The following is a 14,121-nucleotide window of genomic DNA, read 5'->3' on the forward strand; positions in this document are numbered from 1 at the left end:
AACCAGGCGTTTCGTTCCCGGGAGAGGCGTTCGATAAGCGATTGATCACGTTTCACCTAGTCAGCTCGCCCGAAAGCTAGGGTCCGGGGCGATGAAGGTCCACCAGTACTGCTACTTCGCTTTGAAGAGCGAAACCGTGTCCGCCGTGGAGATCACGGCGCGGCTCGGCATGCGGCCGGACGAGGTCCTGGTACTGGGTTCACGGTCGGCCGAACACCGATTGCCGCGTATGCACGCCTGGAAGGTGACGCATCGGGGTTCGGGACCGGTCGACGACCAGATCGAGAGCGTGATCGGCAGGCTCGCCCCGGTCCGCCCGGGAATCCGGGCGCTGGTGGACGAAGGCGCGAGCGCCGTGCTGCAAGTGGTCCGCTACTTCCATCATCGCGACGGTGGCGAGGAGTTCGGCTGGCACCTCTCGCCCGCCGTGATCGCGTTCCTCACCGAAGCCGCCGCCGCGCTCGACGTCGACGAATACGACCTCAGCGAATGATCCGACCGGCGTCTCGCCGGCTGGCAACGAATCGCCGAGCAGCCCCGACGCACGATCCCCGTTCATGTGAGCCGGTGCGCGGCGGGAACGCCGGAGATGGTGGGATGGTGCCCCACAGCCGGACAACCCCGTTGGGAGCCCAGCATGTCGAGCGAGAACTGGCCGATGCGTCAGGATCCGGAGTCGCCGGTCATCATCTCCCGGTCGCTGGTGGAGGATCCGTCGAACCTCGCGTTCGTCGTGCTGGACGACGACGGCGACTGGTTCATCAGCGACGGCAACGAGTTCTCCGAAGACATGGAACTCAACCGCGACGCGTTCGGCTCGCTGCCCCTGCGTGAAGCCCTGGACCTCATCCCCGAAATCGCCGCGCTGGCCGGCCTCCCCACCGGCATGGCCGCCGACTGGGATCCGGAGCGACGCGCGTGGCTGCTCAGTTCGGTCGCGGACTCCGATGACGACGAAGAAGACCTCCTGGTCCGCGCCGCCCGCCTGGCGGCGTGGACGCACCCGGGCTCGCCGCTGGAAGAAGTGCAGGTGAGCGCGGAACTCGCCGAGATCTCCACCGACCCCGCCTCCCCGGCCCGCGCCGTGCGCCAGGTCGTCCGCGAGGCCGACGGCACCTGGCTGTTCGTCGGCTTCCAGGTGCCGGAGAACGAGGACTTCGAGGTCGAAGCGCTGGAGATGGAGCACGCCGTCACGCTGTACCCGGATGTCGCGCTGGTGCTCAGCGCCGCACCCGGCCAGGTGTACGACCGCGCCAGCGCCGACGCCCCGTGGGAACTCGTCGAAGGCTGACCCTCAGCCGAAGTCGCAGTACATGACGTGCAGCCCGATGCGCCCCGACGTCGGGTGCTCGAACGCGCCCGGCACCGTCCCAACGATCTTGAACCCGAGCCGTTCGTAAACCCGGATCCCGGCGGCGTTCGATTCGGCGACCGCGTTGAACTGCATCCCCGCGAAACCCTCTTCCCGGGCCCACTCGAGGACATGCGCGCACAACGCACTGCCGACGCCCTTACCGCGAACGTCCTTGTCCACCATGAAACTGGCCGTCGACACATGCGACCCTGGCCCGTCGCGATTCGGCCCCATCTTCGCCGTCCCGAGCACACGGCCGTCCTCGACCGCGACCACCGTCCGGCTCGGCGGCGACCCGACCCAGGTGGCGCGCGCGGCTTCTTCGGACAGGTTCGGGTCGTAGGTGTAGGTGTCCGCCGCACGCACGACCTCGCGCACGATCGGCCACACCTGCTTCCAGTCGTCGTCCGTGAACTCGCGGATCTCCATGTCCGGCACCGTAGTCAAAAACCCGTCCGGCGGTTCTGGAACCACCGCCAGGCGAAGCCGCAACCCAAGAGCAGCCCGGTGCCTGCCAAACCCGCGCCGATCCAGATCTCCGTCGTCCCGGATTCCCGCTCGACGCGCGTTCCCGGCGGCAACCCGGCCGCGATCTCGTCGACCCTGATCTGGACCGCCCGGTGATCGAAGACGCTCAAGTCGCCGTCTTCCGCCAACGTGGCCAGCCAACGGCGAACTTCGTCGTTCTGCTCCCGGGAGAAACCGGGGAAGTCGAGCGAAGCCATCGAGATCACTCCGGGACCTATGCACCTCAGCGGCTCGCCGGTGGACGCGTCGAGATACTGCCCTTTCGGCCCGCATTCGTCACCCGGCTTGGTGAAAACGACCGTGTACGGCCCCGGTCCGCTGCCCGTGTTCAGACCGATGCCGAGGAAGATCCAGCCGAACAGCAGGAGCGGAAGTATCAGCACCGCCAGCAGACCGGTCAGCAAGACGGCCGCTGTGCTGTCACTCGACATTTTTGGCACGCTGCAGAACGTAACAGGGGGCGGTACAAATCCGGTCCATCGTCGATCACCGTCGACGCCTCTGACAGGCCGGTCCACGCGGGCCTCGCCGACGCCCACACGTCAGCAATTTACTCCTCGAGGCCGTCCCCGATGAGCCGGTATCTGCTGCGTTGGCAGCGCTCAGGCAGTTGGCCGAGGGGCAGCCGGACGTTGTGCCGCCGCGTCGTCGTTTTCGCGCAGTCGGTCGAGCTAGCGATGCCGGAAGATCCAGTCGTAAACTCGCTGGCTGAGTTTGTCTCAGCTGACCTCATTGGATCTGGTGATTCGATCCGTGCGGCAGACAGGTCGGTGGTTGCACAACAGTTGGATGCGGCTATTGGGTAACGGCCTCTGCTGGTGTTTTGAGGTGGAGGTGGCGGGATTCACCTGAACTTCCCGCCGCCAGCAATACGAAGCCAGCACGCGGCTGGTGCAAGTTCAGGGCGTCCCATCCCTTATCAGTGGGCGACCAGTGACGCTGACGAACGGATCGCCGACCGGCTGTCGAAGCTCGTCGACCAACATCGGACGGGCAACGCGGATGACGATGACGACGGTCTGAGCGGCCAGCCGGTCCCGGTCGGTTAATGGCACGTTGATGGCCCAGTCGGAAGGTCGGCCGGACAAAGCGAAAGCCCCAGGTCCACAGTGGACATCCACTGACCTGGGGCTTTCGCGGGAGAGCGGATGACGGGAATCGAACCCGCGTATTCAGCTTGGGAACCAGGGTGATCATGCTGGAAGTGGCCCTGACCTGCGGATGAGCTTGTCTCATCGTGCCCGCCGTTGACCTTAGTTGACCGGCCTTAATGGCACGCTAATGGCATGGCCAGTGCCCCACCCACACCTCCCCCGTCGCCCCGATACGAAGCCAGCACGCGGCCGGTGGTGCCGGGTCAAGGCACGCTTTCCCGCCTTGACGCGGTGCTACCGGCCGTAGTCATGATCCAGCTTCGGGGTGACTACTATCGGTCTCCGAGCTTCCGGCTAAGCCGGTCGATGGAGTCGCTTAGGTCAGCCACGCCTCTCTGGGTGATGGAGTTGTTCTCCATATGCCGAAGCTGGTGGAAGAGCGCGAGCAGTGCCTCTGCTGTGGCCAAGCTGACCGGGTCGGTGCCGGACTTGCCCGCCTTGATGGCTCGACGGGCTGCTTCGGCGTGGCTGTCTGCGATGAGTTTGTCGGATCGCGCCATAGCACTCGACCCTGCCAGGTGAGGTGCTCGCCGTAACTAGGCCGATGAGCTGATATGGCCGCCAGTGACGGCGCGCTGCGCCACCTGTGTTTCGGCGGGCCGCCCGGCGGCCGGCGGCCGGAGCGGAGCGGCAGGCCGTCCGTGCCGCGATCGGGTGGCCCGGCGTTCGGGTGGTGACGTGCGCGCCGCCGCTGGCGGCGCCCTTGATCCTATAGAGCCAAGTTCGGCAGGCCACGTCGATTGGAGGCGGGGATAATTCGCCTAGAAGCAGGCCGCTCAGAAGCTGCTGAACCTGCGACCTAGAGATTAGGGCAGGGCCGATCACGAACACAAATGATCATTTTCTGTTGTTGGATGTCATCTTCTGGTGATCATTGGCGAGGGTAAACGTCGGGTCGATGCTCATGTTTCAGGGCGGCAGAGGTGAGTGTCGAGGTCCGTGTTGATCTCGGCACTGAGGTTTCCTTTGACGCTGAGCCCCTGCTCCAGGGCAGTCTGCATCTCAGGCTACCTCCACACTGATATTGCTTTGAAACCATACTGCAACGTGTTGTAACGGGATATCGATGCTTCCCGACTCCAACAAGTAGACCAGTTGTGAAGGTGAGGGAAAGGGGCATCGATCTTGCTAAATCGAAAGCTTGTCTTTTATCGCTGGGCGTCATTCGATGAACAGAATCCCTTTCGGCCTCATAGGTCCATGGAACGGCTATGTGCGGGAATTCGCGAGCAAGAAGATTTTGAAATACTCGACTCGGGCGAGTATAAAACCGCAGTGCTTCCCTTGCAATTTGAAAATGACTCTTCGCCGGTGCATCTTCGAATGCTCTCACTGCGAGGAGGGACAAAACTTCCTGCCAAGTGGAGTCCAGATTCTCCCCTTGAGTCTATAAATCTGCTAAGTGGAGAGTACTCTGCCGATGTCAGTCACATCTGTATATGGGCAGATGGTGTTGCGGCTCAAGAGTTTCATCGAGATGTTCCTAGAATGGGTCGACTATCTTTGTTTCTTAGAAAGAAATTTAGCGACAAGTTACTGTTTGATGGGCTATATAACCCGGACATGTTCGAGAAGTTGGATTCTATCCGTGGGCAAGTTCGAAATATCCATATTTCACTTCTTAAGCCCGATACCTGGAATCAGAGTGATCGGGCTGGAGCCTTCAGTACTCTTCTTCCTGAGATAGCTGGCCGCCGGACTCCGTCTCTCACGGTAGCGATTGGCATGGGGCGCTACGGATCACGGAATAAATATCTAGATTCGGAAATCGAAAGCGCAGCTTTTGAGATCGCCGAGCAAGCCCACGATCAAGTTGACCGCATGATCATTGGAGGCATTAGCTCTCGAACTGGCAAAGCTGAGAGAGTTAATCTGCTAAATGAGCGTGTCCATGTAGAGGTGGCTCTCCCGGCTGAGCGCGGAGTGCCATCCGTTCCGCGCGCGGCAGATACATTTGTGGCAATTGAGAAAGCGCGCGTGACCCTTGATGCTGAAGGATTAATCGAACGCGCCATCCGAGCGCAAGCTGTATTCAAATGAGCGAACAGGTAAACGGGAGGGGCGGTAAGAGCGATCCGTGGATTGATAGGAATCTATGGATCGTGCCAATAGTAGTATTTGCTCTAGTGTTCATTACTCTTCTTGTTTGGTCGATTTTCTCTAGTGCGCCAGTATTCCTTGCCTCCGCAAAGTCGTCGGTGCGACAACAAGTCTATTCATCGTTGGCTAGCTCCTCTGGCTCGCTGCTTGGATTTACTATCGCAGCAGTAACGATTCTCGCTGCATTCTCTCAAAATAAAGTTGCGGATAAAGAGCGTAAAGTTGCCGAGAAGAAGCTAGGGCGTGCTCGTGTGATCGTCGCTGGCGCGCTACTCTCCTCGGCTTTATTGCTCCTCTCGGTTCTTATTCTGTCAACAATACTGCTTGGCATTGATGCTGACGATCACGGTCCGGAGAATTTGATTGCAATTGACCTTGCTTGTGCCGCCGGATCTGCAATAGGGCTTCTTGTGGGGGGCGCGGGTCTGACGCTTGCTATTCTCGAAAGAAACAGAAGTCCTTATGGGTAATTAACTTGATGCCGAGTGTATCGAGTGGTTGTGATGCTGGATTGAGTTCGTAGTCTTATAATTCTCGCAATTGAAGCGTTGATTGGCCGCTCGCGTACCGCAGTGTTACGCGTTCCCGGCATGGGCCGTCTTGAACATGTAAGGGAATTCTGAACGCGCTTCTGTCAGAGCAGGCGTTCTGTGAAACTTTCCTGGACCAAGCGGTCGTACGCGTTTGTGACGTCGGTCGGAACTTTCTGGTGGATGGCGAAACCGCGTTCAGCGTAGACGGTGATGCGCTGCGTGTCACCGACCAGCATGTTGATGACGCGGTCCACGTCGCCGATGCTCTCGATGTACTCATCCAGCGGGAGCGGCCGGGACGCACAGATGACGTCGACCTCGGGCCAGAGCTTCTTGCATGTCGCATACGCGCGTCGCTGCTGGTACGGCCGCGAGATGAGTACGACTGACCTGACCTCGATGCCGCGAGACTCCAGCAGCTTCCGAGTGAGCGTGATGTTGTCTCCGGTGTTCCGCGCCTCGGGCTCGACAAGGATGGCGTCATCGGGTACGCCCAGCTCAACCGCATGTTCGCGGTAGTGCACCGCCTCGCCGCGCGGAAACCGTTCGACGGTCGTCGGAGCGTTGGCTCCGGTGAAGACGATGAGCGGGAACATTCCGGCCTGGAACAGTTCCGCGGTGAAGGTCGCGACCCCGAGATCGTGGCTGCCGAGTCCGATCCCCACGTCGGCGGGCCGGAGTTCGTGGTGCATGTCGTGGTAGTCCCAGAGCGTCTGAACGTCGGCGCGGAGGTTGTCCGGCAGGGTGGTCGAGCGCTCGGGCATAGGGTCTCCGGGGTCAGTCGGGGATCTTGAAAGTGTAGGTCCAGGAGAAGCGGCTTGCGGCGTGTACACCTCGTGCGAATTCGACCACGCGGCCGTCTTCGGTGTACGTGCGGCGTTGCAGGACCATGACGGGTTCGCCTGCGGGGAGTTCGAGCTGTTCGGCCTCGTCGGGCGTCGGCATCCTGGCGTAGAAGGTCTCGCTCATGGTGTCCGGCTCAAGACCTTGCAAGGTGAGGACCAGGAACCCGCCCCCTCGTCCGGCGGGGCCGGGCGTCGGGTTGACGATAGGGGTGCCTTCTACATCGGCGGGCCGGTAGTAGCTCGTCAGCATGTGGGTGGGCTGGCCGGCGTCCTTGACCAGTCGTGCCCGCTCGTAGACCGGTGATCCGACGATGACACCGAGGGCGTCGGCGACTTCTCGGTCAGCTTCGATCTTGGCGACGGTCTGCGTCTGGTCGGTCGGCTTCCAGTCGCGGCCGGAGGCTTCGCGGTCGGCGACGAAGGCGACGGTGTCGCCGTACTTCCACTTGCTCTTCGCGTACCGGTCCTTGCCCAGGCGCTTCATGGGCGGGCGTGCGCGAACGACTGTCCCGCGTCGTCTGATCGGCGTGACCAGTCCTTCGGCTTCGAGGACCCCAACGGCCTTGCGAACGGTGTTGACGTTGACGTCGTACTCGTCGGCCAGCTCGTCTTGCTTGGGCAGCGTGGTGTCCGGGGCGTAGTCGCCCCGCTGGATCGCGTCTCGCAGGATCGCGGCCAGCTCTCGGTAGCCAGTGCCCACCTGGTCCTCCTTCGTCGGTCGATAACGCTAGCGGTATCACCCCATCATGGTCTACGGAGCCCAATAGAGATAGTTCTATTGACAACTCGCGCGGCGAAGCGCTTAATAGAACTACCTCTAACAAGGTGTAAGCCCGGTAGGGCTCCAGAGACGACAGGAGACAGACGCATGGCGATCGCCAAGGGACACCGTTTCGAGATCGACTTTGATGCCGCGTTCCCGCTGGGGCTGGTGATGGTCGGGGAGGTCGCGCCGGACAACGAGTACCAGTCGCGGGAGGACAGGTCTGCTGGCCGACCTGTTCGTCAGCGGGTCGACGAAGTGACGGGCAAGCGTCAGTGGAAGGCGACGGTCACCGACCCAAGCGAGACCAACTCCAAGCGCGCGTCTTACGACGTCACGTTCCTGGCAGACGTGCAGCCGGTGCCGACCACGTCCGAGGTGCTGCCGGGTATGCGGCCGATCGAGCTGGAGGGCCTGACGGCTGAGCCGAAGGTGGCTGGCCAGGGCGAGTTCAAGTACCAGTCCTACGTTTTCCGCGCGACCGGTTTCAAGGCTGCCGCATCGGGTGGCACATCCAAGTCGGGCCGTAACACTGCCGAGTCCGCGCCCAAGGCGGCGTGATGACGGGCCGGGTGCCTGGCAGTCAGGGCGTGGCCGTGGTTCCACCGCACCTGGTCCAAGCCTGGGAAGAGGCGTACCGCCACTACAGCGCGATGGCGCAGCGGACCGCACATGGCGGGGACGCCCTGGCGGCGCATGACATGGCCGTCGCTTCCTTCGCGGTGGCGTCGGCGTGGCGGGATCTGGCAACGCAGGGCCAGTTGCCGTGGTGGGTGCTGGCGGCGGTGACGGCTGCGGCTGAGGGGTTTGAGGAGAACGCGCGGTCGTGGGAGATGCGCGCTTACAGCGAGGGAGGGCAGGGCCGTGGCGTTCAACGCGATGTGGAAGCCGGGACGGCAGGCGGTCGCGGGCATGCAGGGCCATGGTTCGGCGAACCCGGCCCTGGTGATCTACCTGGATCCGGACAGCCTGGCGATCCTGCCGCCGTCCGACCCGGCCGAGTGGCCGGAGTTCATCCGGCTCCTTCGCCAAATCCGCGACAGCGCGGACGAACTGGCCGTGTTCCTCGGCAAGCACAAGGCGGTGCGTGATGACGACGCACGGCCGGAATGAGCCACAGACATTGGCGGACGCGCACATGGTCGCCTCGGCTCATCGTCCGAAGCCAGGGGCGAATCTGACGACCTGGCTGAAGTTCCATCAGGCCAACGCCCGCATGTACCGCGCTGTGTCCGATGTGGACCGAGGCCACCACCACGAACTCCGTTACTGGGTGGGTTATGAGGAGCGGAAGGCAGAGGAGGTGGCCGCGCAGATCCAGAAGAACAAGTCGGAAGCTAGCTGAGAACTGAATAGCTGTAGGGAAAACGTGCGTGGGGACGTGCGGCGTACAAACACGTCCTCGCGCGCTTCCCTCGTCTCGTAAGGCGCAGAACCGGTACCTGGCCTAGGAAACCTCGCCGGTCCTGCGCTGTCCACAACCACTGGGAAGTGAACAATGACAACGCTAAACGATGGCAACAACCGGCCGCTAGACGGGGTCACCCGAACGCGCTGCACAGTCTGTAAGCGGTTCGCGAAACTGCTGCCCGGTGAGACGGAATGTGCTCTCTGTCGGGGAATGCTGCCGTTGGACCTGAGCGGCGGTGGTCGCCGATGAACGCGAACGGGATCGGTCTTCTTCTCGTCGGTGGCGGGGTGCTGGGTGTGGTGGTGTGGCTGCTGCACAAGCTCGGCCGCGCCTTGGCCACGATCGCGGAAGTTCTCGCGGCGGCTGCGGTGGTGTTCATCGCTCTGTGGTCGGCGGTGAAGTTGTTGGTGTGGTTGGGCAAGCAGGTTGTGACGCACTGGCGGACCAGTCTCGGAGTGATCGCGGTGGTGGTCTGGTGGCAGTGGCTTGGCTGGCTCTCGCTGGCCGTCGCCGTGGGTTCGGTCGCGGTGGTCCTGACGGTGTGGCGGCTGCTTGACCTGGTGTCGTTCGACCGGTGCTGTGGCCGGTTCCTGCGGGCTTGGTGGCTGCGGTGGTTCACCTACGCCCGGAAACTGCCGGGCTGGCTGCACGCCTGCGGTCTCTCCATCTCCGATGGCACCGTGCCGGTGGAAGTGACCGTCAACCTGGTCGGCCGTCGCCGGAAGGCGGTCTCCCGCACTTCGGGTGGTGCTGCCGTGCAGGTGCCGAAGGTGCTGGGGGTGAAGTCGGGGCCGTCGTGGGATGAGGTCCGGGTCCGGCTCGTACCCGGTCAGAAGCCGGAGGACTTCGACGCCGCCGCCCGCGCGCTGGCCGTGGCTCGCAAGGTCACGCGGTGCCAGGTGCGGGAGCTGGAACCCAACGTCGTCTCGCTCGACTTCCAGCGCCGGGACCTCCTCAAAGCTCCGGTGGACTGTGCGGAGCTGCCCGGGCTGGCGGCCGTCGACGCCGTGGATCTGCGGCGGGTGTTCGCCGGACGCACCGAGTACGGCAAGGACTGGCGGCTGCCGCTGACCGGTCCGGGCGCGCACATGCTCGTCGCCGGGGCGACAGGGGCCGGGAAGAACTCCGTGATGTGGTCTCCGCTCGTGTCGGCGGCCTCGGCGATCAGGGCTGGGACTGTGCGGGTCTCGGGGATCGACCCGAAGGGGATGGAACTCGCCTACGGGCGCGGAATCTTCGCCCGTTACGGGGTTGCGGGTAAGGAAGCGATCGAGGTCCTGGACGACTTGCTCGGCGGTCTTGAATCCCGCAAGCGCGAGTTCGCCGGGCTCACCCGTGAGGTGCCGATTTCCACGGAGTGCCCGTTGGAGGTGCTGGAGTTCGACGAGATCGGCGCGCTGACCAAGTACACCGACCGCAAGACCCGTGAAGCCATCGTCGAACGGGTCGCCATCCTGACCACCCAGGGCCGGGCGCTCGGGTACACGGTGCGCGGGTATGTGCAGGAGCCGACGAAGGACACGGTTCCAGTTCGGGAGCTGTTCCCGCGTCGGGTGTGCCTGCGAGTCACGTCGAAGACGCACGTCGGGATGGTCCTCGGTGACGGGGCCTATGAGCGCGGGGCGTGGGCGAATCGGATCGAGGAGTCGGCTGCGGGTGTCGGCTACATCTGGGGCGAGGGCATCCGCGAACCGCTGCGGGTCCGTGCTGGCTGGGTACCGGACGAGACGGTCAAGGCGCTGGAGACCTACGTGACCAACGGCGGCGCCCATGTCGTCGACCTGGCCACCCGTCGCGGTCCTGAGGGGGTGGCGGCGTGAACCGCGTTCTGGTGTTCCTCGATGCGATCCGCGATCACCTCGACTCCTACGCTTTCCCGCCGGTCGCGTCCGTGCGGGTCGGGTTCGGCCCAGACCCGGTGTCTGTCCAGCTCGATACCGACCGTCTGACGGACGTGGCGCGGAGCCTGGTCGTCTGGGCGGATTCCCTGGAAAACGTGACCGCCTCGATCTGGCGGGTGCCCCACGGCGGGAGCGTGCATCTGGAAGTGCAGGGCCGGACTCCCTGTGGCATCCCGGTCGTGGTCTACGGCGGAGTCCAGTTCGACGAAGCGACCTTCCCGGACTTGCCTGCGGGGATGCGGCAGGAGATGCCGGTGTTCGTGCTGCGGCAGTGGCACACGCCTGGGGAGGTGGCCGCCTGATGAGTACCGACGAAGCCGCGGTGACTATGCCGGCCAAAACTCGGGCCGCTCGGATGCGGGAACCGCTCGCGTCGGATGTGGTGAAGGCGACCGCTGAGAAGCACGGGGTCTGTGTCCGGCCGTTCACGATGGAGGTCGGGGACACCGACACTGGAGAACTCCGCTACGTCCCCGTCCCGTGTGGCTCGACCGTCGAATCGGTCTGCCTGCCCTGCGCTCGCAAGGCCAAGGCGCTCAGGCAGGTCCAGTGCCGTGAGGGCTGGCACATGGCCGAAGAACCTGACTTCACCGCAGAGCCACCGAGTGAGGTTCAGACGGAGCTGCTGGCATTCCGGGCTGACCTCGTCGCCGCCTACCGGCAAGAGACCAACCAGGCCGAAGCCGACGAGCTGCGGGAGGAGATCCAGGGCGTCGACGACGAACTTCGGCAACTCGGGATGCGCGGCCGCCTCCCCTCCATCGACCCGCCCGCGAAGAAGGCGGTGAAGCGCTCGACGAAACGGCGGCAGGACGCGCCGAACCTCCCTCGGCGCAAGGTCGCCAAGACCACGGTCGGGCGGGAGTACGCGGGACGGTTCCGGCCGTCGATGTTCGTCACGCTCACCTGCGACACCTACGGCCCCGTACGCCCCGACGGCGCCCCGGTCGACCCATCGACCTATGACTACCGGCGGGCCGCTCGGGACGCGGTCCACTTCTCCGCGCTCGTGGACCGGTGGTGGCAGAACCTCCGACGGGTCGTGGGCTGGGACGCGCAGTACTTCGCCACCGTCGAACCCCAACGACGCGCGGCCCCGCACCTGCACGCGGCGATCCGGGGATCGGTCCCGCACGACGTGATCCGCCAAGTCACCGAAGCCACGTATCACCAGGTCTGGTGGCCTCCGCACGACGAAGTGGTCTACGTCGACCGGATGCCGATGTGGAACGGCGACGCCAGAGTGTTCGTCGACCCCGACACCCGCGAGCCACTGACCGACTGGGACGACGCGGTAGAGGCCGTGGAAGACCCGGCGCACGTGGTCACCTTCGGACGACAGGTGCACTCCAAGGGCATCCTTGGCGGCTCCGAGGAAGCTGGGCGGCACATCGGCTACCTGACCAAGTACCTCACCAAATCCACCGGTGAGGTGGTCGAAGCAGACACCGCGCGACAGAAGGATCACCACGACCGGCTGCACGCGGAACTGTCGGTGACACCGTGCTCGCCGCGTTGCGCGGTCTGGCTGCTATACGGGATCAATCCCAAGGGCGCCAACGGAAAGACCACACCAGGGCACTGCAAGGGACGGGCTCACCGGCGAACCACCCTCGGCCTGCCGGGGCGTCGCGTGCTGGTGTCGCGCAAGTGGTCGGGGAAGACGCTCGTCGACCATAAGGCCGACCGGAAAGCATTCGTCCTGGGGGCGCTGGCGGCGGTCGGGATCGAGAAACCCGCACCGGACCCGGCTCACCTGGTGTGGCGCAAAGTCGACTCCGGCGACGCGAATGTGCCACCTCGGGACCACCTGGTGATGCACGCAATCTCGGAACGGATCACCTGGAAAGCCGAGTACGACAAGGCATTGCTCGCCGCGCAGAGTCCGCCGGACCTTTCGGCAACTCAGAGCGTGGCTGCTTAGGAACTGGGGGAGACACATGGAAGCCAAGTATCTGACGGTCGAAGAGGCGGCCGTCTACCTCAACACCGGCGTTCGCTTCGTACGTCGACTGATCGCCGAACGTCGGATCGCCTTCCATAAGGCGGGGGTTCATGTCCGGCTCGCTCTCGCAGATCTGGAGAGCTTCATGCAGGCAGGACGGGTAGAGCCGATCACGCGCGCATCTGTCCGCCGTGACCTGGGAAGGGCGGCTTGAGATGGCGAACAAGCGTGGGCATCGTGGTTTCGGGACCGTTCGGCAACTTCCGTCCAAGCGGTGGCAGGCTCGCTATCCCGGCCCTGACGGAGTCATGCGACCAGCACCGGACACCTTCGACACGAAGCGGTCCGCTGAACGCTGGCTGTCGTTGACGGAAACGCAGGTCACACAAGGCGAATGGATCGACCCAGAGCGAGCAAAGCGCAAGCTCGGCGACTACGCGGACCAGTGGATCACCCAACGGCCTGGGCTTCGTCCGCGAACGGTCGAGCTGTACAAATGGTTGCTGCGTAAGCACATTGCGCCGGACCTCGGCGGAGTCGAGTTGGGAAAGCTGTCGACGGCGGTCATCCGTCACTGGCGCGCGGACCGTCTGGCGTCTGGTATCTCGGAGTCGGTGACGGCCAAGGCGTACCGGCTGCTGCGGGCGATCCTGAACACGGCGGTGGATGAGGACAAAATCTTGCCTCGTAACCCGTGCCGAGTCCGCGGTGCCGATCGCGAGAATCCGGACGAACGCCCGGTGATCACCGTGGCCCAAGTGTTCGACCTGGCCAGCCGGATGCCGGAGCGCTTCCGCGCCCTGGTGCTCCTCGCCGCGTTCGGGTCGCTGCGGTGGGGTGAGGTGACCGCACTGCGTCGGTGCGACGTCGCCGAAGATGCAGGCTGGGTTCGGGTGTCGCGCGCGATGGTCGAGGTTCCCGGGCGCGGGCTCATAGTCGGGCCGCCCAAGTCGAAGGCGGGTGTCCGGACGCTGATCATTCCGGCGGCGGTCCGGCCTGACCTCCTGCGGCACTTGGAGACCTGGGTCAAGCCCGAGCAAGACGCGCTCCTCTTCACCGGTGAGCGAGGTGGGAACGCGGTACGTCGGCCGAATTTCAGTCAGCGGACGAAGTGGGTCGAGGTCGTGGAGAAGATGGGCTTGAAGGGGCTGCACTTCCACGACTTGCGGCACGCGGGGAACATCTGGGCGTCGAAGGCAGGCACGTCGACCAAAGACCTCATGGCGCGGATGGGGCATGACGACATGCGGGCGGCGCTCATCTACCAGCGGGCGACGAGTGAGGCCGACGCGCAGATCGCGGATCGGCTGTCCAAGCTCGTCGACCGCCACCGCAAGGGCACGACTCCGGATGACGACGAAGATCAGGACGGCCAGCCGGTCCCGATCGGCTAATGGCACGTTAATGGCACGCGAGAGCCGACGAGCAGACAAAGCGAAAACCCCAGGTCCTAAGTGGACATCCACTGACCTGGGGCTTTCGCGTGAGAGCGGATGACGGGAATCGAACCCGCGTATTCAGCTTGGGAAGCTGATGTTCTACCATTGAACTACATCCGCAGTGCCCGGTCAGCATACATGGTCCGGA

At 64.0% G+C, this 14,121-nt stretch carries 17 protein-coding genes and 1 tRNA gene; 13 read left to right on the forward strand and 5 right to left on the reverse strand.

Annotated elements, in window-relative coordinates; translation table 11 throughout:
- Positions 1-91 precede the first annotated feature (91 nt).
- Together ACZ54P_RS02630 and ACZ54P_RS02635 are read left to right on the forward strand one after the other, a co-directional pair.
- Positions 92-493, forward strand: a complete 402-nt coding sequence (locus ACZ54P_RS02630; RefSeq protein WP_465459804.1) for a DUF4279 domain-containing protein — start codon at positions 92-94, stop codon at positions 491-493.
- A gap of 144 nt (positions 494-637) precedes the next feature.
- Positions 638-1,291, forward strand: a complete 654-nt coding sequence (locus tag ACZ54P_RS02635; protein WP_465459805.1) for a hypothetical protein — start codon at positions 638-640, stop codon at positions 1,289-1,291.
- Positions 1,292-1,294: 3 nt separating this feature from the next.
- On the opposite strand, the gene ACZ54P_RS02640 is transcribed toward ACZ54P_RS02635, so the two are convergent.
- Positions 1,295-1,783, reverse strand: coding sequence for a GNAT family N-acetyltransferase (locus tag ACZ54P_RS02640; protein ID WP_465459806.1), 489 nt, complete (start codon positions 1,781-1,783; stop codon positions 1,295-1,297).
- A gap of 14 nt (positions 1,784-1,797) precedes the next feature.
- The gene (locus tag ACZ54P_RS02645; RefSeq protein WP_465459807.1) at positions 1,798-2,313 is read right to left on the reverse strand and encodes a hypothetical protein; all 516 of its coding nucleotides are present in this window, start codon (positions 2,311-2,313) and stop codon (positions 1,798-1,800) included.
- Between the two features lie 1,277 nt (positions 2,314-3,590).
- Between ACZ54P_RS02645 and ACZ54P_RS02650 the strand changes: the two genes are divergently transcribed.
- The 3 genes from ACZ54P_RS02650 to ACZ54P_RS02660 all read left to right on the forward strand — a co-directional run bounded on the left by ACZ54P_RS02650 (position 3,591) and on the right by ACZ54P_RS02660 (position 5,606).
- A complete protein-coding gene (locus ACZ54P_RS02650) occupies positions 3,591-3,713 on the forward strand; it encodes a hypothetical protein (protein WP_465459808.1) in 123 nt (40 codons plus the stop codon).
- 523 nt (positions 3,714-4,236) lie between these two features.
- Positions 4,237-5,076 (forward strand): hypothetical protein, encoded by an 840-nt coding sequence (locus ACZ54P_RS02655; RefSeq protein ID WP_465459809.1) that lies wholly within the window; start codon positions 4,237-4,239, stop codon positions 5,074-5,076.
- On the forward strand, positions 5,073-5,606 hold the full coding sequence (locus ACZ54P_RS02660; RefSeq protein WP_465459810.1) for a hypothetical protein: 534 nt from the start codon (positions 5,073-5,075) through the stop codon (positions 5,604-5,606). The genes ACZ54P_RS02655 and ACZ54P_RS02660 overlap by 4 nt, the downstream gene beginning before the upstream one ends.
- Positions 5,607-5,770: 164 nt before the next feature.
- Here ACZ54P_RS02660 and ACZ54P_RS02665 read toward each other — a convergent pair whose 3' ends face one another.
- Positions 5,771-6,433, reverse strand: a complete 663-nt coding sequence (locus tag ACZ54P_RS02665) for a YdcF family protein (protein ID WP_465459811.1) — start codon at positions 6,431-6,433, stop codon at positions 5,771-5,773.
- A 13-nt stretch (positions 6,434-6,446) separates the two neighbouring features.
- Positions 6,447-7,214: a GntR family transcriptional regulator gene (locus ACZ54P_RS02670; RefSeq protein ID WP_465459812.1), complete on the reverse strand. Its 768-nt coding sequence runs from the start codon at positions 7,212-7,214 to the stop codon at positions 6,447-6,449.
- A gap of 168 nt (positions 7,215-7,382) precedes the next feature.
- Here ACZ54P_RS02670 and ACZ54P_RS02675 point away from each other — a divergent pair, with 168 nt between their 5' ends.
- The 8 genes from ACZ54P_RS02675 (at position 7,383) to ACZ54P_RS02710 (ending at position 13,928) form a co-directional block, all read left to right on the forward strand.
- Positions 7,383-7,838: a hypothetical protein gene (locus tag ACZ54P_RS02675; protein WP_465459813.1), complete on the forward strand. Its 456-nt coding sequence runs from the start codon at positions 7,383-7,385 to the stop codon at positions 7,836-7,838.
- A gap of 303 nt (positions 7,839-8,141) precedes the next feature.
- Positions 8,142-8,390, forward strand: coding sequence for a hypothetical protein (locus tag ACZ54P_RS02680; protein ID WP_465459814.1), 249 nt, complete (start codon positions 8,142-8,144; stop codon positions 8,388-8,390).
- Positions 8,368-8,622 (forward strand): AMED_5909 family protein, encoded by a 255-nt coding sequence (locus ACZ54P_RS02685; RefSeq protein WP_465459815.1) that lies wholly within the window; start codon positions 8,368-8,370, stop codon positions 8,620-8,622. The genes ACZ54P_RS02680 and ACZ54P_RS02685 overlap by 23 nt, the downstream gene beginning before the upstream one ends.
- Before the next feature lie 311 nt (positions 8,623-8,933).
- The gene (locus ACZ54P_RS02690; RefSeq protein WP_465459816.1) at positions 8,934-10,508 is read left to right on the forward strand and encodes an FtsK/SpoIIIE domain-containing protein; all 1,575 of its coding nucleotides are present in this window, start codon (positions 8,934-8,936) and stop codon (positions 10,506-10,508) included.
- Positions 10,505-10,891: a hypothetical protein gene (locus ACZ54P_RS02695; RefSeq protein WP_465459817.1), complete on the forward strand. Its 387-nt coding sequence runs from the start codon at positions 10,505-10,507 to the stop codon at positions 10,889-10,891. Before ACZ54P_RS02690 ends, ACZ54P_RS02695 begins: the two co-directional genes overlap by 4 nt.
- The gene (locus tag ACZ54P_RS02700) at positions 10,891-12,513 is read left to right on the forward strand and encodes a replication initiator (RefSeq protein WP_465459818.1); all 1,623 of its coding nucleotides are present in this window, start codon (positions 10,891-10,893) and stop codon (positions 12,511-12,513) included. The genes ACZ54P_RS02695 and ACZ54P_RS02700 overlap by 1 nt, the downstream gene beginning before the upstream one ends.
- Before the next feature lie 16 nt (positions 12,514-12,529).
- Positions 12,530-12,748 (forward strand): excisionase family DNA-binding protein, encoded by a 219-nt coding sequence (locus tag ACZ54P_RS02705; RefSeq protein ID WP_465459819.1) that lies wholly within the window; start codon positions 12,530-12,532, stop codon positions 12,746-12,748.
- Between the two features lies 1 nt (position 12,749).
- Positions 12,750-13,928, forward strand: a complete 1,179-nt coding sequence (locus ACZ54P_RS02710; protein ID WP_465459820.1) for a tyrosine-type recombinase/integrase — start codon at positions 12,750-12,752, stop codon at positions 13,926-13,928.
- A gap of 94 nt (positions 13,929-14,022) precedes the next feature.
- Here the strand turns inward: ACZ54P_RS02710 and ACZ54P_RS02715 are convergent.
- Positions 14,023-14,093: transfer RNA gene (locus tag ACZ54P_RS02715), tRNA-Gly, on the reverse strand.
- Positions 14,094-14,121: the final 28 nt, after the last annotated feature.

This window comes from Amycolatopsis sp. NPDC034160 (genome assembly GCF_055575355.1).

Bases quoted from the DNA above. Each gene is read 5' to 3' on its own strand.
- ACZ54P_RS02665 (WP_465459811.1), bottom strand. From the start codon at position 6,433: ATGCCCGAGCGCTCGACCACCCTGCCGGACAACCTCCGCGCCGACGTT.
- ACZ54P_RS02645 (WP_465459807.1), bottom strand. From the start codon at position 2,313: ATGTCGAGTGACAGCACAGCGGCCGTCTTGCTGACCGGTCTGCTGGCG.
- ACZ54P_RS02650 (WP_465459808.1), top strand. From the start codon at position 3,591: ATGGCCGCCAGTGACGGCGCGCTGCGCCACCTGTGTTTCGGCGGGCCG.
- ACZ54P_RS02630 (WP_465459804.1), top strand. From the start codon at position 92: ATGAAGGTCCACCAGTACTGCTACTTCGCTTTGAAGAGCGAAACCGTG.
- ACZ54P_RS02690 (WP_465459816.1), top strand. From the start codon at position 8,934: ATGAACGCGAACGGGATCGGTCTTCTTCTCGTCGGTGGCGGGGTGCTG.
- ACZ54P_RS02675 (WP_465459813.1), top strand. From the start codon at position 7,383: ATGGCGATCGCCAAGGGACACCGTTTCGAGATCGACTTTGATGCCGCG.
- ACZ54P_RS02660 (WP_465459810.1), top strand. From the start codon at position 5,073: ATGAGCGAACAGGTAAACGGGAGGGGCGGTAAGAGCGATCCGTGGATT.
- ACZ54P_RS02655 (WP_465459809.1), top strand. From the start codon at position 4,237: ATGGAACGGCTATGTGCGGGAATTCGCGAGCAAGAAGATTTTGAAATA.
- ACZ54P_RS02685 (WP_465459815.1), top strand. From the start codon at position 8,368: ATGACGACGCACGGCCGGAATGAGCCACAGACATTGGCGGACGCGCAC.
- ACZ54P_RS02640 (WP_465459806.1), bottom strand. From the start codon at position 1,783: ATGGAGATCCGCGAGTTCACGGACGACGACTGGAAGCAGGTGTGGCCG.
- ACZ54P_RS02700 (WP_465459818.1), top strand. From the start codon at position 10,891: ATGAGTACCGACGAAGCCGCGGTGACTATGCCGGCCAAAACTCGGGCC.
- ACZ54P_RS02635 (WP_465459805.1), top strand. From the start codon at position 638: ATGTCGAGCGAGAACTGGCCGATGCGTCAGGATCCGGAGTCGCCGGTC.
- ACZ54P_RS02705 (WP_465459819.1), top strand. From the start codon at position 12,530: ATGGAAGCCAAGTATCTGACGGTCGAAGAGGCGGCCGTCTACCTCAAC.
- ACZ54P_RS02710 (WP_465459820.1), top strand. From the start codon at position 12,750: ATGGCGAACAAGCGTGGGCATCGTGGTTTCGGGACCGTTCGGCAACTT.